The sequence below is a fragment of the Roseovarius sp. CH_XMU1461 genome, assembly GCF_037027165.1.
Classification (GTDB): domain Bacteria; phylum Pseudomonadota; class Alphaproteobacteria; order Rhodobacterales; family Rhodobacteraceae; genus Roseovarius; species Roseovarius nubinhibens.
The window spans coordinates 312,812-336,100 of the sequence record NZ_JAYMDV010000003.1 but is presented as its reverse complement, the minus strand read 5'-3'; the positions used below and the strand labels follow the sequence as shown (position 1 = coordinate 336,100).

Annotated in this window: 18 protein-coding genes; 9 read left to right on the top strand and 9 right to left on the bottom strand. The window is 63.6% G+C overall.

Annotated elements, in window-relative coordinates; translation table 11 throughout:
• Positions 1-7: 7 nt before the first annotated feature.
• The 6 genes from WA237_RS10805 (at position 8) to WA237_RS10780 (ending at position 8,844) form a co-directional block, all read left to right on the top strand.
• Positions 8-1,168, top strand: a complete 1,161-nt coding sequence (locus WA237_RS10805; protein ID WP_336097689.1) for a trans-sulfuration enzyme family protein — start codon at positions 8-10, stop codon at positions 1,166-1,168.
• 179 nt (positions 1,169-1,347) lie between these two features.
• Entirely contained in the window at positions 1,348-3,123 is a 1,776-nt protein-coding gene (gene xsc, locus WA237_RS10800) for a sulfoacetaldehyde acetyltransferase (protein WP_336097688.1), read from the top strand.
• A gap of 22 nt (positions 3,124-3,145) precedes the next feature.
• Positions 3,146-4,153, top strand: a complete 1,008-nt coding sequence (gene pta, locus WA237_RS10795; protein WP_336097687.1) for a phosphate acetyltransferase — start codon at positions 3,146-3,148, stop codon at positions 4,151-4,153.
• Positions 4,154-4,282: 129 nt separating this feature from the next.
• Complete coding sequence (locus WA237_RS10790; RefSeq protein WP_336097686.1) at positions 4,283-7,108, top strand: molybdopterin oxidoreductase family protein; 2,826 nt, start codon at positions 4,283-4,285, stop codon at positions 7,106-7,108.
• A gap of 63 nt (positions 7,109-7,171) precedes the next feature.
• Complete coding sequence (locus WA237_RS10785; RefSeq protein ID WP_009814150.1) at positions 7,172-7,966, top strand: 4Fe-4S dicluster domain-containing protein; 795 nt, start codon at positions 7,172-7,174, stop codon at positions 7,964-7,966.
• Positions 7,966-8,844, top strand: coding sequence for a dimethyl sulfoxide reductase anchor subunit family protein (locus WA237_RS10780; protein WP_336097685.1), 879 nt, complete (start codon positions 7,966-7,968; stop codon positions 8,842-8,844). Before WA237_RS10785 ends, WA237_RS10780 begins: the two co-directional genes overlap by 1 nt.
• Here the strand turns inward: WA237_RS10780 and WA237_RS10775 are convergent.
• From WA237_RS10775 to pdxR, 8 genes are all read right to left on the bottom strand, one after another.
• Positions 8,823-9,359 (bottom strand): GNAT family N-acetyltransferase, encoded by a 537-nt coding sequence (locus WA237_RS10775; protein ID WP_336097684.1) that lies wholly within the window; start codon positions 9,357-9,359, stop codon positions 8,823-8,825. The two genes, WA237_RS10780 and WA237_RS10775, sit on opposite strands and share 22 nt — an antisense overlap.
• Positions 9,360-9,430: 71 nt before the next feature.
• Positions 9,431-10,822, bottom strand: a complete 1,392-nt coding sequence (locus WA237_RS10770) for an MBL fold metallo-hydrolase (RefSeq protein ID WP_336097683.1) — start codon at positions 10,820-10,822, stop codon at positions 9,431-9,433.
• 137 nt (positions 10,823-10,959) lie between these two features.
• Entirely contained in the window at positions 10,960-12,642 is a 1,683-nt protein-coding gene (gene rpsA / locus WA237_RS10765) for a 30S ribosomal protein S1 (RefSeq protein ID WP_198011664.1), read from the bottom strand.
• A gap of 366 nt (positions 12,643-13,008) precedes the next feature.
• On the bottom strand, positions 13,009-13,638 hold the full coding sequence (gene cmk / locus WA237_RS10760; RefSeq protein WP_336097682.1) for a (d)CMP kinase: 630 nt from the start codon (positions 13,636-13,638) through the stop codon (positions 13,009-13,011).
• A 50-nt stretch (positions 13,639-13,688) separates the two neighbouring features.
• The gene (locus WA237_RS10755; protein WP_009814157.1) at positions 13,689-14,105 is read right to left on the bottom strand and encodes a hypothetical protein; all 417 of its coding nucleotides are present in this window, start codon (positions 14,103-14,105) and stop codon (positions 13,689-13,691) included.
• Between the two features lie 89 nt (positions 14,106-14,194).
• On the bottom strand, positions 14,195-15,016 hold the full coding sequence (locus tag WA237_RS10750; RefSeq protein ID WP_254655678.1) for a DUF481 domain-containing protein: 822 nt from the start codon (positions 15,014-15,016) through the stop codon (positions 14,195-14,197).
• Between the two features lie 141 nt (positions 15,017-15,157).
• A complete protein-coding gene (locus WA237_RS10745) occupies positions 15,158-16,084 on the bottom strand; it encodes a LysR family transcriptional regulator (RefSeq protein WP_336097681.1) in 927 nt (308 codons plus the stop codon).
• Between the two features lie 100 nt (positions 16,085-16,184).
• On the bottom strand, positions 16,185-17,663 hold the full coding sequence (gene pdxR / locus WA237_RS10740) for a MocR-like pyridoxine biosynthesis transcription factor PdxR (RefSeq protein WP_336097680.1): 1,479 nt from the start codon (positions 17,661-17,663) through the stop codon (positions 16,185-16,187).
• Positions 17,664-17,850: 187 nt separating this feature from the next.
• Between pdxR and WA237_RS10735 the strand changes: the two genes are divergently transcribed.
• Complete coding sequence (locus WA237_RS10735; protein WP_336097679.1) at positions 17,851-19,374, top strand: Hint domain-containing protein; 1,524 nt, start codon at positions 17,851-17,853, stop codon at positions 19,372-19,374.
• Here WA237_RS10735 and WA237_RS10730 read toward each other — a convergent pair.
• Positions 19,344-20,552, bottom strand: coding sequence for an aminopeptidase P family protein (locus WA237_RS10730; RefSeq protein ID WP_336097678.1), 1,209 nt, complete (start codon positions 20,550-20,552; stop codon positions 19,344-19,346). The two genes, WA237_RS10735 and WA237_RS10730, sit on opposite strands and share 31 nt — an antisense overlap.
• A 168-nt stretch (positions 20,553-20,720) precedes the next feature.
• Here WA237_RS10730 and WA237_RS10725 point away from each other — a divergent pair, with 168 nt between their 5' ends.
• Together WA237_RS10725 and WA237_RS10720 are read left to right on the top strand one after the other, a co-directional pair.
• The gene (locus tag WA237_RS10725) at positions 20,721-21,701 is read left to right on the top strand and encodes a P1 family peptidase (protein WP_336098088.1); all 981 of its coding nucleotides are present in this window, start codon (positions 20,721-20,723) and stop codon (positions 21,699-21,701) included.
• Positions 21,702-21,815: 114 nt separating this feature from the next.
• Positions 21,816-23,288 (top strand): NAD-dependent succinate-semialdehyde dehydrogenase, encoded by a 1,473-nt coding sequence (locus tag WA237_RS10720; RefSeq protein ID WP_336097677.1) that lies wholly within the window; start codon positions 21,816-21,818, stop codon positions 23,286-23,288.
• The last annotated feature ends 1 nt before the right edge of the window (position 23,289 follow it).

The window sequence follows — 23,289 nt, the reverse complement described above, 5'->3', positions numbered from 1 at the left end:
ACCCCCCATGTCCGACCGTCGCAACCGCCCGCTCTCGCCCTCGACCAAGCTGGCCCAGGCCCTGCGCTATCTCGACCGCGAGACCGGCGCCATCGTGCCGCCGATCCAGCCCAGCGCCACCTATGCCCGCGACGAAGACTATGCGGTGCGGCGCAGCTATATGTACCGCCGCGATGGCAACCCGACCACGGAACAGGCCGAGGCGATCATCGCCGATCTCGAAGGGGCGGCGGATTGCATGCTGTTTTCCTCCGGCATGTCGGCCTGCATGTCGGTGATCGACACGCTCAAGACCGGCGATCACGTGGTGGTGCCCGAGGTCATGTATCACGGCGTGCTGCAACAGTTTCAGCGCTACGCCAAACTGCACCGCCTCGAGGTGAGCTATTACCGTCCCGGCGATCTCGACGCGCTGCGCGACGCCTGCCGCAAGGGCAAGACCCGGCTGGTCTGGGTCGAAAGCCCCAACAACCCCGATTGGGACGTGACCGACATCGCGGGCGCGGCCGAACTGGCGCATGCCGCCGGGGCCAAGCTCTTGACCGATTGCACCGGCACGCCGCCCTGCGCCACGCGGGCGCTCGAACTCGGGGCGGATTTCTCGTTCCATTCGGCCACGAAATATCTCAACGGCCATTCCGACGTGACCGCCGGGGCGCTTTCGGTGCGCAACATGGACGCCTGGTGGGAAGAGATCGAAGGCCATCGCAAGCTGCAAGGCACGGTGCTGCAGAGCTTTGACGCCTTCCTGCTCATCCGCGGCATGCGCACGCTCACCCTGCGCTATGAACGCGCGACGCTCAACGCGCTGCGCATCGCCACCCATTTCGAAGGCCACCCGCAGGTGCGCAAAGTGCTCTACCCCGGGCTCGAAAGCCACCCGGACCACGACATTGCCAAACGTCAGACCCATGGCATGTACGGCGGCATGATGTCGATCATCGTCAAGGGCGACGAACAGGCGGCCATTGATGTCGCCCGATTCTGTCAGCTCTTCTACCCCGCCACCTCGCTTGGCGGGGTCGAGAGCCTGATCGAACATCGCAAGACCGTCTCGGGCGAGGGATTCAAGGTGCATCCCGCACTCCTGCGCCTGTCGATCGGGATCGAGGACGCCGATGATCTCATCGCCGATCTCGAACAGGCGCTCGACCGCGCTCTGGGCTGATTTGGACGTTTCCGGTGTAAAAAACAAAATTATTGAGACGAAAAATCTCATTTATATTTTCACTGGCTCTATGCCATTCTTGAATCTGGCCCTATGGGCTGGGCGGGCTTGTCAGTAGGTTCGGCGCAGAATTTACAGGCGCGATGCTGTTTCGCGCCAGTCAGCCTGAGGACAAACCCATGAAAATGACGACTGAAGAAGCCTTTGTGAAAACGCTGCAGATGCATGGCATCCAGCATGCGTTCGGGATCATCGGCTCGGCCATGATGCCGATCTCCGACATTTTCGGCAAAGCCGGGATCACCTTCTGGGACTGCGCCCACGAAGGGTCCGGCGGCATGATGGCCGACGGCTACACCCGCGCCACCGGCAAGATGTCGATGATGATCGCCCAGAACGGCCCCGGCATCACCAACTTTGTGACCGCCGTCAAAACCGCCTATTGGAACCACACGCCGCTGCTGCTGGTGACGCCGCAGGCCGCCAACAAGACCATGGGTCAGGGGGGCTTCCAGGAAGTCGAACAGATGGCCGCGTTCAAGGACATGGTCTGCTATCAGGAAGAGGTCCGCGACCCGTCGCGCATGGCCGAAGTCCTGAACCGCGTGATCCTCAATGCCAAGCGCTACAGCGCCCCGGCACAGATCAACGTGCCGCGCGACTACTTCACCCAGGTGATCGACATCGAACTGCCGAAGATCGTCGACTTTGAACGCCCCTCGGGCGGCGAAGAGGCCCTCGACGAGGCGGCAAAACTGCTGTCCGAAGCGAAGTTCCCGGTCATCCTCAACGGTGCCGGCGTGATCCTCGCAGGCGCCATCCCCGCCACCGCCGAACTGGCCGAGCGTCTCGACGCCCCGGTCTGCTGTGGCTATCAGCACAACGACGCCTTCCCCGGCTCGCACCCGCTGCACGCCGGTCCCCTCGGCTATAACGGCTCCAAGGCCGGTATGGAGCTGATCAACAAGGCCGACGTCGTGCTGGCGCTGGGCACCCGTCTCAACCCGTTCTCGACCCTGCCGGGCTATGGCATCGACTACTGGCCCAAAGACGCGAAGATCATTCAGGTCGACGTCAAGCCCGAGCGCATCGGCCTGACCAAGCCGGTTGCCGTCGGCATCGTCGGCGACGCCAAGAAAGTCGCGAAAACCATCCTCGCCAAACTGTCGGACACCGCCGGTGACGCAGACCGCGAAGAGCGCAAGGCCACCATCGCCAAGACCAAATCGGCCTGGGCGCAAGAGCTGAGCTCGATGGACCACGAGCAGGACGATCCCGGCACCACCTGGAACGAACGTGCCCGTGGCGCAAAACCCGACTGGATGAGCCCCCGCATGGCCTGGCGTGCCATTCAGGCCGCGCTGCCGAAAGAGGCGATCATCTCCTCCGACATCGGCAACAACTGCGCCATCGGCAACGCCTACCCCTCCTTCGAGGAAGGCCGCAAATATCTGGCGCCGGGTCTCTTTGGCCCCTGTGGCTATGGTCTGCCCGCCGTTGTCGGCGCCAAGATCGGCTGCCCCGACACGCCGGTTGTGGGCTTCTCCGGTGACGGTGCCTTCGGCATCGCGGTGAACGAACTGACCGCCATCGGCCGCGGTGAATGGCCCGCCGTGACCCATGTGGTCTTCCGCAACTACCAATGGGGTGCGGAAAAGCGGAACTCGACCCTGTGGTTCGATGACAATTTCGTCGGCACCGAGCTCGACGAACAGGTCTCCTACGCGGGCATCGCCAAGGCCTGTGGCCTGAAAGGCGTCGTCGCCCGCACCATGGACGAGCTCACCGATGCGCTGGATCAGGCGATCAAGGACCAGAAGGCCGGCACCACCACGCTGATCGAGGCCATGATCAACCAGGAGCTGGGCGAGCCCTTCCGCCGCGACGCGATGAAGAAACCCGTCGCCGTGGCCGGCATCGACCCCGCCGACATGCGCGAACAGCAGGTCGACTAAGTCAAAGGGAGGAGGGCGGCGCATGCCACAGTCACCGATCCGGTTGCTTCTGGCGGCGCCGCCAGCCAATCGCGCGACCATCGCGCTGAGCGAGGGCGAAGACCCCCGCATCGTCGAAGGGGCGCTGGCGGCTCAGGCCGCCGGGGCCGCCGACATCATCCTTGTGGGTCAGGGCGACGCGGTCCGCGCCGAACTGACCCGACAAGGCGCAGAGGAGGGGCCCGGCATCGCCGTGCATGACCCCGAAACCTCTAATCTCACAGATCGTTTTGCCAAATCCTTTCACGCGCTGCGCCAGCACAAAGGCGTTGACGAGGCCGCTGCCGCCCGCGCCGTGCGGGCGCCGCTGACCTATGCCGCGATGCTGGTCCGCGAGGGCCATGCCACCGGCACCGTGGGCGGCGCCGTCGCCACCACCTCGGACGTGGTGCGCACCGCGCTGCAGGTGATCGGCAAGGCCCCCGACGCCGCCATGGTGTCGAGCTTTTTCCTCATGTACCCGCCCGAGGGCACCGAGACCGGCCGCACCATGCTCTATTCCGACTGCGGTCTGGTGATCGACCCCGCCGCCGACGAGCTGGCCGAGATCGCCGCCATGTCGGCCCGCTCCTGCCGCGCCCTGATGCGCGAAGAGCCCAAGATCGCCATGCTGTCCTTTTCCACCATGGGCAGCGCCAAACATGACCGGGTGACCAAGGTCACCGATGCGCTGGCCACGCTGCGCGCGCGTCACCCCGATCTCGAGGCCGATGGCGAGCTGCAGTTCGACGCAGCCTTCGTGCCATCGGTGGGCGCCGCCAAGGCCCCCGGCAGCGCCGTCGCCGGTCAGGCCAATGTCATGATCTTCCCCAATCTCGACGCGGGCAATATCGGCTACAAGCTGACCCAGCGGCTCGGCGGATATGCGGCCATCGGCCCGATCCTGCAGGGGCTGGCCCATCCCGCCAACGACCTCTCGCGCGGCTGCGTGGCCGAGGACGTGACCCAGATGATCGCCGTCACCGTGCTGCAATCCATGGCGGCCGGTTGACGGGAAAAGATACGGAATTTCGGGGTTTCGCAGACGATCATTCGTCAAACCCGGCAAGAATTGGAAAAATGGTTCGCGAGGGCGGGATCTCTGCCCTAACGTGACCCGGCAACAGACAGGGAATTTCGGATGACCCATCACCAGCCGCGGATCGACACCTCTCCCAAGGTCTCGGACGAGATACGCAAGACCACCTGCTACATGTGCGCCTGCCGCTGCGGCATCAACGTGCATATGCGCGAGGGCAAGGTCGCCTATATCGAGGGCAACCGCGATCACCCGGTGAACCAGGGTGTGCTCTGCGCCAAGGGCAGCGCCGGGATCATGCAGCACAACGCCCCCTCGCGGCTCCGTTCGCCGCTGAAACGGGTCGGCCCGCGCGGCTCGGGCGAGTTCGAGGAAATCAGCTGGGACGAGGCGCTCAAGATCGCGACCGACTGGCTCGCGCCGCTGCGCGAAAAAGACCCGTCAAAACTCGCCTTCTTCACTGGCCGCGACCAGAGCCAATCCTTCACCAGCTTCTTCGCCCAGAATTTCGGCACGCCGAACTATGCCGCCCATGGCGGGTTCTGCTCGGTCAACATGGCGGCGGCAGGCATCTACACGATGGGCGGGGCCTTCTGGGAATTCGGTCAGCCCGACTGGGATCATACCAAGCTCTTCATGCTCTTCGGCGTCGCCGAAGATCACGACAGCAACCCGATCAAGATGGGCCTCGGCAAGATCAAGGCGCGCGGCGCCCGGGTCATCGGCGTCAACCCGATCCGCTCGGGCTATAACGCCATTGCCGACGATTGGGTCGGCATCACGCCGGGCACCGACGGTCTCTTCATCCTGTCGCTGATCCACGAACTTCTGCGCGCCGGCAAGATCGACCTCGACTATCTCGCCCGCTTCACCAACGCGCCGGTGCTGATCAACGGCGCGGAGGGCCCCGAAAAGGGCCTCTTCCTGCGCGACGAGGATGGCAAGCCGCTGGTCATCGACCGCAAGACCGGCAAGCCCGCCGCCTTTGACCAAAAGGGCGTGCGCCCTGATCTCGGCGCCAGCTATGAAAAGGACGGTGTCACCCATATCACCGTCATGCAGATGCTGGCCGAACGCTATATGGACCCGCAATATAGCCCCGACGCCGTCGCCGAAACCTGCGGCATCACCGCCGCCAAGATCCGCACCATCGCCGCCGAAATCGCCCGCGTCGCCTTTGACGAGGCCTTCGAGCTCGACCATGAATGGACGGATTTCCGCGGCGAGACCCACAAGACGATGACCGGCCGCCCGGTGAGCTTTCACGCCATGCGCGGCATCTCGGCCCATTCCAACGGCTTCCAGACCTGCCGCTCGCTGCACCTGCTGCAGATCCTCCTCGGCACGGTCGAAGTGCCCGGCGGCTTCCGCTTCAAACCGCCCTATCCGAAACCGGTGCGCGCCCACCCCGCGCCCCATTGTGGCGTGACCCCGGGCAAGCCGCTCGACGGGCCGCATCTGGGCTATGTCCAGGGCCCCGACGATCTCTGCCTCAAAGAGGACGGAAGCCCCGCCCGCATCGACAAGGCCTACACCTGGGAAAACCCGATGTCGGCCCATGGGCTCATGCATATGGTGATCTCCAACGCCCATGCGGGCGATCCCTACAAGATCGACACGCTCTTCATGTACATGGCCAACATGTCGTGGAACTCGTCGATGAATGTGGGCGGCGTGCAAAAGATGCTCACCGACAAGGACGAGAGCGGCGACTATGTCATCCCGCGCATCATCTATTCCGATGCCTATAGCAGCGAAATGGTCGCCTATGCCGACCTGATCCTGCCCGACACCACCTATCTCGAACGCCACGATTGCATCAGCCTGCTCGACCGCCCGATCTGCGAGGCCGACGCGGCGGCGGATGCGATCCGCTGGCCCGTGGTCGAACCCGACCGCGACGTGCGCGGCTTTCAATCGGCGCTCTGCGATCTCGGCGCGCGGCTTGGCCTGCCGGGTTTCGTCAACGAGGACGGCACCCAGAAATACGCCGATTACGCCGATTACATCACCAACCATCAGCGCAAGCCGGGCATCGGCCCGCTCGCCGGTTGGCGCGGCGAGGATGGTGAGAGCCACGGTCGCGGCGCCCCCAATTCCGACCAGATCGACCGCTATATCGAAAACGGCGGCTTCTTCGTGAACCACATCCCCGAGGGCGCGAATTACTACAAACCGTGGAACGCCGCCTATCAGGACTGGGCCGTCGGCATGGGCCTCTATGACAGCCCGCAGCCCTATCTCTTTGAACTCTACGTCGAGACGATGCAGAAATTCCGCCTCGCCGCCGATGGCCATGGCGAGCGTCAGCCGCCCGAACATCTGCGCGACCGCATCCGCCGCACGCTCGACCCGATGCCGGTCTGGTACGCGCCCTTCGAGGATGACGTCGTCGACACCGAGGAATTCCCGGTGCACGCCCTGACCCAGCGGCCGATGGCCATGTATCACAGCTGGGGCAGTCAGAACGCCTGGCTGCGCCAGATCCACGGCCGCAACCCGCTCTATGTGCCGACCAAGATCTGGCAGGCCAACGGCTTTGCCGAGGGCGATTGGGCGGAGGTCACCTCGGCCCATGGCAAGATCACCGTGCCGGTGGCCCATATGGCGGCGCTCAATGAAAACACCGTCTGGACCTGGAACGCCATCGGCAAGCGCAAGGGCGCTTGGGCGCTCGACAAGGACGCGCCCGAGGCCACCAAGGGCTTCTTGCTCAACCATCTGATCCACGAATTGCTGCCGCCCAAGGGCGACGGGCTGCGCTGGGCCAATTCCGACCCGGTCACCGGTCAGGCCGCCTGGTTCGATCTGCGCGTGAAAATCACCCGCGCCGATCCGCCCCCGGCCGAAAGCCAACCGAGCCAGCCGCCGATCAAATCGCCGGTGGGGCAGGGCCCGGACGAGCTGCGCTGGGAGGTGGGCAAATGATCACACCCCAGCTCTCTCGCGCCCCCCTGTCCCCTGCAACCTCTCTCATGGAGGCCTGACCCGATGACCACGCTCCCCAGCAAAACCGAAAAGAAGCTCGGCCTCGTGATCGATCTCGACACCTGCGTCGGCTGCCATGCCTGCGTCGTGTCCTGCAAGGGCTGGAACACCCAGAACTACGGCGCGCCGCTCTCGGATCAGGAACCCTATGGCGCCGATCCCTCGGGCACCTTCCTCAACCGCGTCCACAGCTACGAGGTCCAGCCTCTGGCCGACAGCGCCAAGGTTCAGCCCGCCGCCCAGCTCATCCATTTCCCGAAATCCTGCCTCCATTGCGAAGACGCGCCCTGCGTCACCGTCTGCCCCACCGGGGCAAGCTACAAGCGCACCGAGGACGGCATCGTTTTGGTCAATGAAAGCGACTGTATCGGCTGCGGCCTCTGCGCCTGGGCCTGCCCCTATGGCGCGCGCGAGCTCGATCAGGCCGAAGGGGTGATGAAGAAATGCACCCTCTGCGTCGACCGCATCTATAACGACAACCTGCCCGAGGTGGACCGCGTCCCCGCCTGCGTGCGCACCTGTCCCGCCGGGGCCCGCCATTTCGGCGATCTCGGCGATCCCGACAGCGATGTGAGCCGCCTCGTCGCCGACCGTGGCGGCATGGATCTGATGCCCGAACAGGGCACCAAACCCGTCAACAAATACCTGCCGCCGCGCCCCAAGGACCAGATGGACCGCAGCGCCGAGGCGACCCAGGGCGAGGGCGACATCGACGTGCTCGCCCCCTTCCTCGCCCCCGTCGCCGAAGAGCCCAAGGGCTTTCTCGGCTGGCTTGACCGTACACTGGAGAAGATCTGATGCATCCGGCCCCTTCCGTCATCGTATTCACCACCCTGTCGGGTCTGGGTTTCGGCCTGCTGTTCTGGCTCGGTCTCGGCCTGCCCGCCGTCACCGGCTGGACCGCCTTCGCCTTCTTTGCCATCGCCTATCTGCTGGCCGTGGGCGGGCTGATGGCCTCGACCTTTCACCTTGGCCGCCCCGAACGCGCGCTCAAGGCCTTCACCCAATGGCGCAGCTCCTGGCTCTCGCGCGAAGGCTGGGCCTCGGTCGCGACATTGCTGGTCATGGCGCTGTTTGGCGCAGGGCTGGTCTTTGCCGGTGCCTCTTGGCAGCCGCTCGGCCTGCTCGGCGCGGCTCTGGCGCTCGCCACGGTTTTCGCCACTTCGATGATCTATGCTCAGCTGCGCACCGTGCCGCGCTGGAAAACCCCGCTGACCCCGGCGCTCTACCTGTCGATCTCGCTGGCCGGCGGCGCGCTTCTGGCGGGGCAGGTGGCCATGGCGCTGGTGCTCTTGCCGGTCGCGGCGGTGATGCAGGTGCTGTGGTGGGCGCGCGGCGACCGGGCGCTCTCCGAGAGCGGCACCAATCTCGCCACAGCCACCGGGCTTGGCTCAATCGGCGCGGTCCGCGCGTTTGAGCCGCCGCACACCGGCACCAATTATCTCCTGCGGGAGTTCGTGCATGAGGTGGGCCGCAAACATGCGCAGAAGCTGCGCCTCCTGTCGCTCGTCCTTGGCTATGCGCTGCCCGTCGTGCTGCTGCTGTTGCCCTTCACCCATCTCTTCGCCCTCGTCGCGGTGCTGAGCCATCTGGCAGGCGTCGCCGCCTCGCGCTGGCTCTTCTTCGCCGAGGCCGAACATGTGGTCGGGCTCTACTACGGCAAACGCGCCGCCTGATCTGCCGCCCGGTCCTCGGGCGTCAGCCACAAGTGATAATCCACCTGCACGAGGCATTGCCCAAAGACCTCGGCAGGTGGATGCACCACCCCCTGAAACCCCCGCGCATGATAGAGACGACAGGCCGCGCCATGCCGGGTGAAGGTCGACACGCAAATCTGCGCATAGCCATGGCCCCGCGCCGCCCCGATCGCCTGATCGAGCATCCGCCGCCCGACGCCCCGCCCGCGCCACGCCTCATCGAGATAAAAGAGCCTGATCCGCGCGCTCTCGTCGCTCTCACGACAGAGAAACAGCGTGCCGACCGGCTGCCCCGCCGCTTCGGCGATGAGAAAGGCCACACGGCCCCCCGTCCGCTGCGCCTCGATCCGCGCCAGACTGGCATCGAGCGCCGCGTCAAACCCCGCGTCAAACCCTTCGACCTCGCGGTATTGGCGCAGGTTCACGCGCCGCACCCATGCCCTGTCCGAAGGCGCATAGGGGCGAAAGCCTATGTCGATGATATCCCCAAGCATTCGGCCATTGTGGCAGCCGCTCCGCAACCGGGCAAGCCTATCAATGGGTTAGAGCGCGCGCCCCCATCGGCCTAGTCCGGGCAGACGACCTCGTAACCGGCGGCGGTCCAGGCTTTCCAGCTGCCCGGCACGTTGCGTATCTTCTCGAACCCATGCGCCGCCAGAAGGCTCGACGCGATGCTGGCGCGAAAACCGCTGGCGCAATAGGTGGCATAGGTCTGCGACCGGTCGAGATCCTCCATCGCCTCGCGCAGCTCGCCCAGAAACGCATGTTCCGCCCCGGGGATATGGCCGCCCTGCCATTCCTCATCCTTGCGCACATCGAGCGGTGTCACGCTATCTCCGGCGGCCTTGAGGTCATGCACCGTGATCTGCGGGATCTGCCGCATCTCGCGGCCCTCCTCGCGCCACGCGCCCATGCCCCCGGCGAGATAGCCGCCAAACTTGGTGAACCCCACCCGCCACAGGAGGGTGAGCACCCGATCCACATCGCCATCCGTCTCGGTCACCAGATAGATCGGCTCGTCGGGGTCGAGCAGCCAACCGGCCCAGACCGACATCTCCGGCCGCCCCGCGATATTGAGCGCCCCGGCGATATGGCCACTGCCAAAGCCGAGCATATCGCGGGTATCGAGCAATTGCCCCCCGCCCATTGCCTCGGCGAATTTCTCCGGCACCAGCGCCGGAATACGCGGCAGATTGCCCAGCACCTCGGGGCCCTTCGCATTCACCTTCTTGAGCCTTGGATAATGCGTCGGCACCGGCGGCGCGTCTTGCTCCATCGTCTCGCGAAACGCCTCGAACTCGGTGATCTGCGCATAGGGGTTATGCGCCCGCTCATAGCCCACCGTGGTCGACATCCGGTCGCCAATATCCGGCCCACAGGCCGAGCCCGCCGCATGACAGGGATAGATAATCACCCCATCATCGAGCGCCATGTAGATCTCCTGCACCGTGTCAAAGAGCTGCCGGGTGAGCTCCTCCGTTTGCTCCTCCCCGAGAAGATCAGGCCGCCCCACGGAATCGACAAAGAAACTGTCGCCCGACAGCACGCCCCAAGGCTCCTCCTTGTCCCCCTCATAAAGAAAGAACGACACATGCTCGGGCGTATGCCCCGGCGTGTGCCGCGTCTCGATCCGCAGATCGCCAAAACGGAACGCATCGCCATCGCGCAGGGCTGTGTGATCGAACGCATATTCCGCCCCGCCCTCGACACTGACGCAAAGCGCAGGCGCCCCGCCCAGCCGCGCCACCAGCTCGCGCGCGCCGCTCATGAAATCGGCATGAATATGGGTCTCGAACACATGGGTGATCGACAGCCCGTATTTGCGCGCCGTCTCGAGGTAAATCTCGACATCGGGGGTGGGGTCGACCACGGCGGCCGTGCCCGTGGCATCATCGCCAAGGAGGTAGGAACATTCCGCCACCCCATCGGCCAGTATCTGTTCGAACCGTACGGTCATCTGCGTCTCCTTCTCTCTTGAGAGAAGAAACCAGAGGCCCCGCCGCTTTGTTCCGAGGCGCGCCAAGCCACCCGCGCCACAAAAAAACGGCCCCGCCAATCAGGCGGGGCCGCTCAACTCTTGCCAAGGAGAGACGATTACTCGTCGCCGCCCTTCAGGGCTGCGCCAAGGATATCGCCCAGCGAGGCGCCCGAGTCGGACGAACCATACTGTTCCACGGCTTCTTTCTCTTCCGCGATTTCACGCGCTTTGATCGACAGGCCGAGGCGACGGGTCTTGCTGTCCACGTTGGTCACGCGCACATCGACCTTGTTGCCAACCGAGAAACGCTCGGGGCGCTGTTCGGCACGGTCACGGCTGAGGTCCGAACGGCGGATGAAGGATTTCATGCCTTCATATTCCACCTCGATACCGCCATCTTCGATCGCGGTGACTTCAACGGTGATGATCGAGCCGCGCTTCACGCCGCCAACGGCTTCGGCGAACTTGTCACCGCCAACCGCTTTGATCGAGAGCGAGATACGCTCTTTCTCGACGTCGACTTCCGACACGACCGCGTGGACCATGTCGCCCTTGCGGTAGTTCTGGATGGCGTCTTCGCCACGCTCGTCCCAGCTGAGGTCGGAGAGGTGAACCATGCCGTCGATGTCGCCGTCGAGACCGACGAAGAGACCGAATTCGGTGATGTTCTTGACTTCGCCTTCGACTTCGGTGCCCTCGGGATGGGTCTCTGCAAAGACTTCCCACGGGTTGCGCTGGGTCTGCTTGAGGCCAAGGCTGACACGACGCTTGGCGGCATCGATTTCCAGAACCATGACTTCAACCTCTTGCGAGGTGGAGACGATCTTGCCGGGGTGCACGTTCTTCTTGGTCCAGGACATTTCCGAGACGTGAACGAGACCTTCAACACCGGGCTCGAGCTCAACAAACGCACCGTAATCGGTGATGTTGGTGACGCGGCCAGTGTGGACCGAGCTGAGCGGGTACTTGGCGCCAACCAGATCCCACGGATCGTCCTGCAGCTGCTTCATGCCGAGGCTGATACGGTGGGTTTCTTTGTTGATCTTGATGACCTGAACCTTGACGGTTTCGCCGATCGCCAGGATCTCGCTCGGGTGGTTCACGCGACGCCATGCCATGTCGGTGACATGGAGCAGACCGTCAACACCGCCGAGGTCAACGAAGGCACCGTATTCGGTGATGTTCTTGACCACACCATCGACGGCCTGACCTTCGGTGAGGTTGCCGATGACTTCGGCGCGCTGTTCGGCACGCGATTCTTCGAGGATCGCACGGCGCGACACAACGATGTTGCCACGGCGACGGTCCATTTTCAGGATCTGGAAGGGTTGCTTCAGACCCATGAGCGGGCCGGCGTCGCGCACGGGGCGGACGTCAACCTGGCTGCCGGGCAGGAAGGCCACGGCGCCGCCGAGATCAACGGTAAAGCCGCCTTTGACACGACCAAAGATCGCACCATCAACGCGGAGCTCGTCCGCATAGGCTTTTTCCAGACGATCCCAGGCTTCTTCGCGGCGGGCCATCTCACGGCTGATGACAGCTTCGCCACGGGCGTTTTCGGCCGCGCGGAGAAAGACTTCAACCTCGTCGCCAACGGCGATTTCGGGCGTCTCACCGGGATTTGCGAATTCTTTAAGATCAACGCGGCCTTCCATTTTGTAGCCGACGTCGATGATGGCTTGGCCCGCTTCGACTGCGATGACCTTGCCTTTGACAACAGACCCTTCTTCGGGTGTGTCCATTTCGAAGCTTTCGTTCAGGAGGGCTTCGAATTCCTCCATCGATGTGTTTTGAGCCATGTGGTCTCAGGTTCCTTTACAAGCGTTTTTTCGGGCCGAGCGGTTGTCTCCGCCGGTCTTGAGGGTTTCGTTGGTCAGACGGTCCGGACACTGCCGATGCGCAGGCCGAGGCCGGGGCGCAAAAGGCAAAACAAAGAGGGCCGGAATGTCCGACCCTGCTCGATCTCAGTGTTGTCCAGCGTTACCCGCCTTATCGACAGGGGCGGCTAATAGTCCATTTCCGCCTTGATGGCAAGGCGCGTTTGGCTATTTCGCCAGCCTATTCTCGGCAGGGTCGGGGCGTTTAGACCGGGCAAAATCCACACTGTCGCTTTGCTGTCGTGTTACCGACGCAATACCGACGTGCCATTTTCGGACCCTTACGGCTCAGCCCTTGGCGGCGATCCGGCGCTCGGTTTCGGCGATGGCGGCGGCCACGGCCTCGTCGATGCTCATCCGCGAGGTGTCGAGCTCGACCGCATCCACGGCGGGTTTGAGCGGCGCCGTGGCCCGGGCGCTGTCGCGCGCATCGCGGCTTCTGAGGTCGGCGGCCACCTCGTCGAGCGTGACCTCATGCCCCTTGTTTACAAGCTCATTATGCCGTCGCTGCGCCCGGATATCATCCGAGGCGGTGACATAGAGTTTCACATCCGCATCGGGGCAGATCACCGTTCCGATGTCGCGCCCGTCGAGCACCGCGCCGCCCGACCGGCGGGCAAAGGCGCGCTGAAAATCGACCAGCGCCGCCCGCACTTCGGGCAGCGCCGCCACCCGGCTCGCCGCCTGCGCCACATCCGGGGTCCGCAGCAGATCATCCTGCTCCAAATCCTTTGCTTTCAAGGTCTTGGCCGCCTCAACCGGGTCCGTCCCGTCCAGCGTCCGAAGCCCCGTCGCCCGGTACAGCAGCCCGGTATCGAGATGGGCAAAGCCGAAATGCGCCGCCAAGGCGCGGGCAACAGTGCCTTTTCCGGCGGCGGCGGGGCCATCAATGGCAACGGTGAAAGCGCGGTTTGTCATGCGCCTTGGGTAAAGCAGAGCGCCCGCTGGCTCAAGCGGGAATGCCCGGCTCAGCCCTGCAGTTTGACGCCCCGTCCGGCGATCATGCCAAGCTCGGTACAGGCGCGCAGCACCATGTGATAGCTCTGCCGGATCAACGGCTTGGACGGCACCTCGGTGTCCGGCCAGGGCAGGAATATCGTCCGGTCGATCGTGCCAATATGTTGAATTTCATGCAGCATTTCGGCCGCATCCTCGAGCCGGTCCAGCCGCAAGAGCACAAGATTGCCGCGCATCCAGGGCAGGGTGGGGATCGACAGAATCCGCTCGAACACCGCATCGGCCGAGGGGCAGACCCCTGCGACGACAAGCTGCGGGCCGGCGCTGGCCCCGGTCAGCCGGTGACCGATCACGAGGTTCGTCGATGTGATGGTGAGCGGGTCTATCTGCCCGACTGGTTGCCGCAATCCATGGGATTGATCATGCATCGTCCCGGTCCTTTCTTCGCAAAGAAGGCTAGGGTCCGAGGGCGGCGCACCGCCCCCGGGAAATTGTCTCAGCCTGTGTCAGGCCTGGCTTAGAAGCCGTAGACCAGCGACACGCCGAACGAGTTGTCGGTGTCTTCGAGGCCGGGCAGCGGATCGCTGTCCCACTCGGTGCGGTACGAGAAACGCGCCGACAGCTTGTTCGAGACCTTGACGTTCAGGCCCGCGTCGTTGGTCACGAAGGTATCGTTGTCCGAGAACAGGACGTCGGTATCCATCGAGAACGACATGGTGTCGGTGAGCGAGTAGAAGTAACGCGAGGACACGATGCCCGCGACTTCGGTGGTGTCGTTGCCGAGCTGATCCTCGACGTAACGCACGCCGGGGCCCGCTTGCAGACGCCAGCTGGCCTGCGGGGTGTTGATGACGCGAACACCGGGACCGAAGCCAAGGAAGGCGTCGACTTTGTTGGTGTCGAACTTGTCGTAACGGGCCGAGGCCAGACCGAACAGATACACGTCTTTCGAGATGTAACGGTTCACGTCATAGGTGCCGTAGTATTCTTCCTCGTCACGGGTGCCGTTGGTTTCCGAGAACTCGGCCGCGAAACCAAAGGTGTGGTTCCAGGGGCCGCTGCCATAGCGGAGACGGCCAGCGATATCGAGGTCCGCGGTGTCGGTGTTGCCCGAGGTGGTCGAGAAACCAGCGGCAACGCTACCGGACCAACCTTGTGCATATTGGTTGTCGTAACGGTCGCGACGGTCCGCCTGGGTCAGCTCGTCATTCACATCTTCTTGAATGTCGTCGATGCGATCATCGAGGCTGTCAACGCCAGTCAGCGCACCCTGTGCATGCAGCGGTGCTGCCATCATCAGAGCCAGAGCGGAAACGGCAAGTGCATTGCGTTTTTGCATGGGGTAATCCTTTCACAATCGTACAGGCTCGACCCGAAAGGCCGAGAGCATTTCTGCTGGAATGCGAGATAGGCGGGGGGCATGGATGAGAGAAATTGAATCCACTCACCGATGTCCCGAGTTTTTCTCATCACAAGACAACTATCCAGTGTTTCCAAGGGTTTCGCTGTTTCGACTAGGCGAGATCATGCGCAAATCCTGCAAAACTTCCCCCTCCATCTGGGCGAGTTGTGACTGAACTGCAACAAGTGAGGCAAGCGCCCGACCGTGAATGTCCTCGTCAATGTCGTCCCGCCAGACCGACCAGATGGGAAATGGGAATCGGGGGGCACCCGGCACGAGGTGCAGGCTGCCGTCATCGAGATAGGGCTTGATATAGCGCGCCGGCAGATAGGCCGCCTTGCCGCGCCCGCGCACATACTCCGCCGACATCGCGCCGAGCGACAGGCTCAGCCCCGGCTGCCCAAGCTCCGGCAGTTCGAGCCGATGCGCCTGCACGAACTCCGGCCCCCAGTCGACAAAGACGTAATCCTCGCCAAGCTCGCCCATCTCCGCCGGTCGCGCCGAGGCCAGCACAAGCGTCTCATCGGCGAGCTTATGGGCCGACAACCCGGCCCGCAGCTGCGGCGTATAGGTGAGCGCGACCTGGATCTGCCCCTCGGTGAGATAGCGGATCAACCGGTCCGGCATGCCAAGCTCGGCGCGGATGTTGAGTGCCGGCATCGTCTCTTGCAACGCATCGAGCCAACGAAACCCGAGCCGCGGCCAGAGCGAATAATGCGCCCCGATCGTCAGCGATTTGGTATAGCCATCGGGCAGGCCGACATGCTGCCGCGCCTCCTCCCATATCTTGATGAGCGACAGCGCGTAGCGTTCGAACTCGCGCCCCGCCTGTGTCATCTCCGCCCCGGATTTCGACCGGGTGAACAGAGGTTTGCCAAGAGAATCCTCGAGCCGCTGTATCCGCAGGCTGACCGCCGATTGCGTCACAAAGAGACGCTCGCTCGCATTGATGAAGGATCCGGTGGACGCGACCTCGAGAAAGGTCCGCAAAAGCAGATTGTCCATGTGTCTTACCCATAATAATTACTCATCACTCGGGTAAGATTTATTCTTGGAAGCGCCGGTTGTTAGGGGAAAACGCGGCTCCGCACCTCACCGCCGCGCCCTAAGTGACGCCGGGGCTTGCCGCCTGCCGCAACTGCCGGGCCAGGATGGCGATACCGTCGCGGATGCGCTCCGACGGTATCGAGGAATAGGCGAGCCGGTAATAGTTGCTCGGCGGGTCGGGGCGGTGAAAGAACGGCTTGCCCGGCTCGATGAGCACCCCTTGCTGGCGCAGGCTCGCGTCGAGCTCGGCGGTATCGACCCCCTCGGGCGCGCGCATCCAGATCGACGAGCCGCCGAAAATCCCCGTCCCCTCGATGTCGAGCCCATGCTGCGTCAGCGCCTCGACCATATGCGACCGCCGCCGCGCATAGACCTGACCGGTGCGCCGGATGAGCGCATCGTAATGGCCCAGCGACAGGAAATAGGCCGCCGTGCGCTGCATATGTCCCGGCGGGTGACGCAGCACCGAGGTCCGCAGCGCCCGCGCCTCGCGGATAAAGGGACGCGGCCCGACCATATAGCCAAGCCGCAGACCCGGAAAAATGGATTTGGAGAAACTGCCCACATAGATCACCCGCCCATCCTGATCGAGCGATTTGAGCGCCGGCGACGGTGCCCGCAAGAAGGACATCTCGAACTCGTAATCATCCTCAACGATGAGCGCATCCATATCCCGCGCCTTGGCCAAAAGGGCATTGCGCCGCTCGAGCGGCATGGTCGCATTGGTCGGCGATTGGTGGCTCGGCGTGGTGAAAATCACATCCGCCCGGTCCGGCAGCGCCTCTGGCGGCAGCCCGTCACTGTCCACCGGCACCGCCGTCAGGTGACAGCGCGACTGCATGAGAATATCGCGCAGCGCGTGGAAACACGGGTCTTCGATCACCGCCGTGCGGCGCTGGGTCAACAGCACCTGCGCCGTGAGCCAGAGCGCGTTCTGCGCCCCCATGGTGACGAGGATCTCATCCGGCTCTGCCAGAATGCCGCGCCGGGGCAGGGTATGGCGCAGGATGAACTCGACCAGCTTGGGATCGTCCTGATCATAGTAATCCGAGGTCAGCGCCCGGAAATCCTTTTGCCCCAAGGCGCGCAGCGCGCAATGCCGCCAATTGGCATGGTCAAAGAGCTTGGGGTCGGTCTGCCCATAGATGAACGGATAGGGGAAGGCGGCCCAGTTCTGCGGCTTTTCCGGCGTCGCCCCGCCGGTATAGCGCCGGCCCAGCGCCCGCGACCAGTCGATCCCGTCCTGCCGCGCCTGCCGCAGCGGGAAATCCGGCGGCTCGGGCGCGTTGTCGGAGACGAAAAACCCCGATCGGTCCCGCGATGTCAGGTAATCATTGGCCTGCAATTCCGTATAGGCCAACGTCACGGTGATCCGGCTCACGCCGAGATGCGCCGCCAGCTTGCGCGACGAGGGCAGCTTTTCACCCTTGTTGAATCGGCCCGACAGGATGCCTTCGGCGATCATCTGCTGAATGCGCGCCTGAAGCGTCCCTTCGCCATCGGGGGAGAGAAAGAATGTCTCGACCGGAATTGCCATAGATGCCGTTTAAACTGGACTTATAGAGATGGCAATCTGGCTGTGTCGTGTGAAGCACGCATTTGGCTGAACTCTGGAGAATGGAGAGCCAAACTTTGAAAAAGTTGTTCACCGAGTTAAACATAATCATCTCCCGGGAAATATGTGTGGGAGAAGTGTAAACAAATTGTACGAGTAGGGCTTTATTATGGCTTTTGGTGAGGCAGGCACCCTTGTTGCCAATTCCCCGACGGCAAACACGCCGATCACGGTTACACTGACCGACCCGCTGACCAATCCGGTTTTCGCTTTTACGGCCACCCAGAATGGCTCCGATCCCTTTGTTCTGCGCGTTATCGACGAAACGCTCGATGCCGATGGCAATACCACGGCCTTTACCTTCATCATCGAAGAATGGGAATACAGCAACGGCGGGCACGAGACGAACGAGACGATCAACTGGCTTGCCATCGAGGAAGGGGTTCACACCTTGCCCGATGGACGGATCGTTGAGGCGGGGACGACGTCAGCCAACCACACCGATAGTGCGGTGTCGCTCACGGGCGGGTTCACAGCGCCGCCGGTGGTGCTGACCTCGGTCATGTCCAACAACGATACGACAACGGTCGACAGCGATCCCCACGCCATCACCGCAAGCGGCTTCAACCTCCGGCTGCAAGAAGAAGAAGGTCAAAACGGCAGCCATTTGCAGGAGAGTGTCGGCTGGATCGCCATTCAGCCGGGCGGCTCTGCCTCCAGCGGCACGGCCAATTCCTTTACCGGTGTGGACGAAATCCCCGATACCTTGCCATTGGGCGATACATTTACCAATCCCGTCGTGCTGGGCGAAACCCAAACGCTGAATGGCCTGGATCCCGCGAGCGTGGTCATGTCAAACCCGACCAACTCCAATGTCCAGATGCATATTCAGGAGGAACAGTCGGCGAATGCGGAAACCGACCACCTGAACGAAACCGTCGGCGTGGTGGCCTTTGAGAATGGGAAGATCCATTGCCTCGTGGCGGGCTGTTCGGTCAGCACACCGACGGGGGCGCGGCAGGTCGAAACGCTCCGCGAGGGGGATGAGGTCTCGCTGTGGCACGGCGGTCAAGCGATCTTGCGCAAGGTGCTGCACCGCAGGCTGAGTGCGGAGGCTCTGGCGCAAGACGCAAAGCTGGTGCCCGTGAAGATCGAGACCGGCGCGCTGGGGCAGGGGCTCCCGGAACGCGATCTTCTGGTTTCGCCCCAGCATCGCATGATGATCTCGTCACCCGTCGTTCAACGCATGTTCGACACCGACGAAATTCTCCTCCCGGCGCATCGGTTGGTCGGCCTGCCGGGGATCTCCTCGCTGGCGGAAGGCGTGGTCGAGATGCCGGAGATAACCTATTACCATCTGGTCCTGGACCGGCATGAGATCATCCTCGCCGAAGGCGCCCCGACCGAGAGCTTTTACCCCGGTCCGCAAGCGCTCAGCTCCCTGAGCCGCGACCAGCGCGAAGAGTTCATCGCGCTCTTCCCCTGTCTCGCCCAGGGTATCCTGCCCTATCCTCCGGCCCGCCCGGTGCCCGAAGCGCGCCGCCAAAAGGCCCTCATCCGACGTCTGGCCAAGAACCGCCAGTCGGCGCTGGCGGCTCTCTCTCCTCGTCTTCGTCACCGGCAGGCCAAACCATGGCCCGCGCTTTTCGTCCCAAAGCCGGGTCAGCGGATAATATTGAACTCCGGCCCATAGGGGTAGCCGGTGATATTCTCGTTGCCGTCCTCGGTGATCACCAGAATATCATGCTCGCGGTAGCCGCCCGCCCCGGGCTGATCTGCCCCCAGGGTGAGCATCGGCTCCATCGAGATCACCATCCCCGGCTCCAGCACCGTGTCGATATCCTCGCGCAGCTCAAGCCCCGCCTCGCGCCCGTAGTAATGCGACAGCACACCAAAGCTGTGACCATAGCCAAAGATCCGATATTGCAGCAGATCCCGCTCCTCGAAAAACGCGTTGATCTGATGCGTCACCTCGGCACAGCTCACCCCGGGTTTGAGCAGCGACATGCCATATTCATGCGCCGCCACATTGGCCTCCCAGATCTTGCGCGAGGCGTCATCGACCTCGCCCACGAACATCGTCCGCTCGAGCGCCACATAATAGCCCGACACCATCGGAAAGGCATTGAGGCTGAGGATATCCCCATGTTCGAGAACCCGCCCCGTCACCGGATTATGCGCGCCATCGGTGTTGATCCCCGACTGAAACCAGACCCAGCTGTCGCGATATTCCGCATCGGGAAAGACCTTGGCGATCTCACGCTCCATCGCATCGCGCCCGGCGATGGCCACCTCGATCTCGCTTGTGCCCACGCGCACCGCATCCTTGATCGCATAGCCGCCGACATCGGCAATCGCCGTGCATTTGCGGATGAGCGCAATCTCGGCCGGTGATTTCTGCATCCGCTGCCGCATCGTGCGCTCCGCCACATCGAGCGTCGCCGCAGGCCGCAGAAAATCCTCGAGCTTGTCGCGCTGCACCAGCGTCAGGTGATCGCCCTCATAGCCGACCACCGCGCCTTCGCCCGCCACCGAGCGCACCGCGCGCCAGTAATTGTCGCGCTGCCAATCGGTATAGGTGATGTTGTCGCAAAACGACCGCCGCCACGGCTGGCCCGCGTCGATCCCGGCCGAAATCGTCACACAGTCGCTCTCGGTCACGACGAGCCCATAGGGCCGCCCGAAGGCGCAATAGAGAAACCCCGAGTAATAGGCGATATTGTGCATCGAGGTGAGCACGACCGCGCCGATGCCCGCCTCCTCCATGATGGCGCGCAGCCCCTTGATACGCGCTTCATATTCTTCCACGGCAAAGGGCAGCGGTGCCTTTTGCCCGTTGTGGAACCGGTACATTTCAGGACGTGCAGTCATAGTGACCCTCCTAAGACAGAAGGTCCCGGCGTTCAGGACTGATTGGGATAAGGCCTTGCGGAGCGACGCCATCGCCCCATGCCCGGATGCTATGTTGCCCATCGCGCGGATTCTGGCAAGATGGTTTGCGACAGGGGGCAAAATTTCCATGACCATCGCAACATGACCATCCGACCGGGACCGCGCAACGCCATCACCGATGTCGCCGGGCTGCGCGTCGGCCAGGCACAGGACGACCGGATCAAGACCGGGGTGAGCGTGCTCTTGGGCGACCGGCCCTTCACCGCCGGGGTGCATGTCATGGGCGGCGCGCCCGGCACCCGCGAAACCGATCTGCTCGCTCCAGATAAGCTCGTCGAAGAGGTCGATGCGCTGGTGCTCTCCGGCGGCTCGGCCTTCGGGCTCGACGCGGCTTCGGGCGTGGCCGACGGGCTGCGCGCCATGGGGCGGGGCTTTGCCGTCGGCGATCAGCGCGTGCCGATTGTGCCCGGCGCGATCCTCTTTGACCTGCTCAACGGTGGCGACAAGAATTGGACCGACAACCCCTATAAGGCGCTGGGGCAGGCGGCGCTCGCGGCGGCCTCACCCGACGTGGCGCTTGGCAGCCATGGCGCAGGCACCGGGGCCACCACCGCCAATCTCAAGGGCGGGCTCGGCACCGCCTCGCTCGTCCTGCCCTCGGGCCATACGGTCGGGGCGCTGGTCGCGGTCAACGCGCTCGGCTCTGTGGTGATGGGTGAGGGGCCGGAATTCTGGGCCGCGCCGTGGGAACTCGACGCCGAGTTTGGCGGGCGCGGCGCGGGCACGCCCGACCTCTGGCCCGTCACCAAGCTCGGCCAGCATGAAAGCACCACCATCGCCATCGTCGCCACCGACGCGGCGCTGACCCAGGCCCAAGCGACCCGCATGGCCATCGCCGCCCATGACGGCTTTGCCCGCGCCATCGTGCCCGCGCATACGCCGATGGACGGCGATCTGGTCTTTGCTGCCGCCACCGGGGCGCGGCCTGTGGCGGGCGCGGCCGATCTTCTCGCGCTGGGCCATGCCGGGGCGATCACCATGACCCGCGCCATCGCCCGCGCCATCCATGCCGCGACCGCCGCCCCCGGCGACACCCTGCCCACATGGCAGGCACGTTTCGGCAAATAGCCACCCGCGCCGCATTTGCCCCGCCGTGCGCCGCATTCTTGCAAGGGTCTTGCTCTGGACAAGCCGCCTGCAACCTGATTTGGCTGTGCGGGAAGATTTATACGGGAGAAAATGATGACTGACACGAACCTGAAATCGCTTCTGAAGGACCCCTCGCTTCTGGCTGAGAAATCCTATGTGAACGGCGAATGGATTGACGGCGAAGGCGGCACGTTCGACGTGACCAACCCGGCCCGTGGCGATGTCATCGCGCAAGTCACCGACCTGAGCCGCGCCCAAGTCTCCAAAGCCATCGACGCCGCTGTCGCCGCCCAGAAAGACTGGGCGAGCTGGACCGGCAAGGAACGCGCCGCCGTGCTGCGCAAATGGTTCGACCTGATGATGGAAAACGCCGACGACCTGGCCACCATCCTCACCGCCGAACAGGGCAAGCCGCTGGCCGAAGCCAAGGGCGAGATCGCCTATGGCGCCTCCTTCTTCGAATTCTTCGGCGAAGAGGCCAAACGCATCTACGGCGAAACCATCCCCGGCCATCAGCGCGACAAGCGGATCACCGTGATCAAACAGCCGATCGGCGTCGCCGCCTCGATCACGCCGTGGAACTTCCCCAACGCGATGATCACCCGCAAGGCCGCCCCGGCGCTCGCCGCGGGCTGTGCCTTTGTCGGTCGTCCGGCGGCGGAAACCCCGCTCTCGGCCACCGCCATGGCGGTTCTGGCCGAACGTGCCGGCGTGCCCGCAGGCGTGTTCAACATCGTGACCTCGTCGCGCTCGAGCGAGATCGGCAAGGAATTCTGCGAAAACCCCGGCATTCGCAAACTGACCTTCACCGGCTCCACCGAAGTGGGCCGCATCCTGCTCCGTCAGGCCGCCGATCAGGTGATGAAATGCTCGATGGAACTGGGCGGCAACGCGCCCTTCATCGTGTTCGACGATGCCGATCTCGATGCCGCGGTCGAAGGCGCGATCATGTGCAAATTCCGCAACAACGGTCAGACCTGCGTCTGCGCCAACCGGATCTATGTGCAGGCCGGTGTCTATGACGCCTTCTCCAAGAAACTCGCCGAGGCGGTCAGCAAGCTCAAGATCGGCGACGGTCTCGACGATGGCACGCAGCTCGGCCCGCTGATCAACTCGGACGCCATCACCAAGGTTCAGGAACATGTGGCCGACGCCAAGTCGAAAGGCGCCGAGGTCATCCTCGGCGGCGGCGAGCCGATGGAGGGCGAAGGCTACTTCCTGCCGCCGACCATCATCACCGGCGCGACCCAGGACATGGCCGTCGCCACGGATGAGACCTTTGGCCCGCTGGCGCCGCTGTTCAAGTTCGACGATGTGGACGATGTGATCGCCATGGCCAATGACACGATCTTCGGTCTGGCGAGCTATTTCTACGCCAAGGATCTGAGCCGCGTCTACAAAGTGGCCGAGGCGCTCGAATATGGCATCGTCGGCGTCAACACCGGCATCATCTCGACCGAGGTCGCGCCCTTTGGCGGGGTCAAGCAATCGGGCCTTGGCCGCGAAGGCAGCCATCACGGCATCGAGGATTATCTCGAGATGAAATATATTTGCATGTCGGTGTGAC

Coding starts and splice junctions, on each gene's coding strand:
- WA237_RS10805 (WP_336097689.1), top strand. CDS start 8: ATGTCCGACCGTCGCAACCGCCCGCTCTCGCCCTCGACCAAGCTGGCC.
- xsc (WP_336097688.1), top strand. CDS start 1,348: ATGAAAATGACGACTGAAGAAGCCTTTGTGAAAACGCTGCAGATGCAT.
- pta (WP_336097687.1), top strand. CDS start 3,146: ATGCCACAGTCACCGATCCGGTTGCTTCTGGCGGCGCCGCCAGCCAAT.
- WA237_RS10790 (WP_336097686.1), top strand. CDS start 4,283: ATGACCCATCACCAGCCGCGGATCGACACCTCTCCCAAGGTCTCGGAC.
- WA237_RS10785 (WP_009814150.1), top strand. CDS start 7,172: ATGACCACGCTCCCCAGCAAAACCGAAAAGAAGCTCGGCCTCGTGATC.
- WA237_RS10780 (WP_336097685.1), top strand. CDS start 7,966: ATGCATCCGGCCCCTTCCGTCATCGTATTCACCACCCTGTCGGGTCTG.
- WA237_RS10775 (WP_336097684.1), bottom strand. CDS start 9,359: ATGCTTGGGGATATCATCGACATAGGCTTTCGCCCCTATGCGCCTTCG.
- WA237_RS10770 (WP_336097683.1), bottom strand. CDS start 10,822: ATGACCGTACGGTTCGAACAGATACTGGCCGATGGGGTGGCGGAATGT.
- rpsA (WP_198011664.1), bottom strand. CDS start 12,642: ATGGCTCAAAACACATCGATGGAGGAATTCGAAGCCCTCCTGAACGAA.
- cmk (WP_336097682.1), bottom strand. CDS start 13,638: ATGACAAACCGCGCTTTCACCGTTGCCATTGATGGCCCCGCCGCCGCC.
- WA237_RS10755 (WP_009814157.1), bottom strand. CDS start 14,105: ATGCATGATCAATCCCATGGATTGCGGCAACCAGTCGGGCAGATAGAC.
- WA237_RS10750 (WP_254655678.1), bottom strand. CDS start 15,016: ATGCAAAAACGCAATGCACTTGCCGTTTCCGCTCTGGCTCTGATGATG.
- WA237_RS10745 (WP_336097681.1), bottom strand. CDS start 16,084: ATGGACAATCTGCTTTTGCGGACCTTTCTCGAGGTCGCGTCCACCGGA.
- pdxR (WP_336097680.1), bottom strand. CDS start 17,663: ATGGCAATTCCGGTCGAGACATTCTTTCTCTCCCCCGATGGCGAAGGG.
- WA237_RS10735 (WP_336097679.1), top strand. CDS start 17,851: ATGGCTTTTGGTGAGGCAGGCACCCTTGTTGCCAATTCCCCGACGGCA.
- WA237_RS10730 (WP_336097678.1), bottom strand. CDS start 20,552: ATGACTGCACGTCCTGAAATGTACCGGTTCCACAACGGGCAAAAGGCA.
- WA237_RS10720 (WP_336097677.1), top strand. CDS start 21,816: ATGACTGACACGAACCTGAAATCGCTTCTGAAGGACCCCTCGCTTCTG.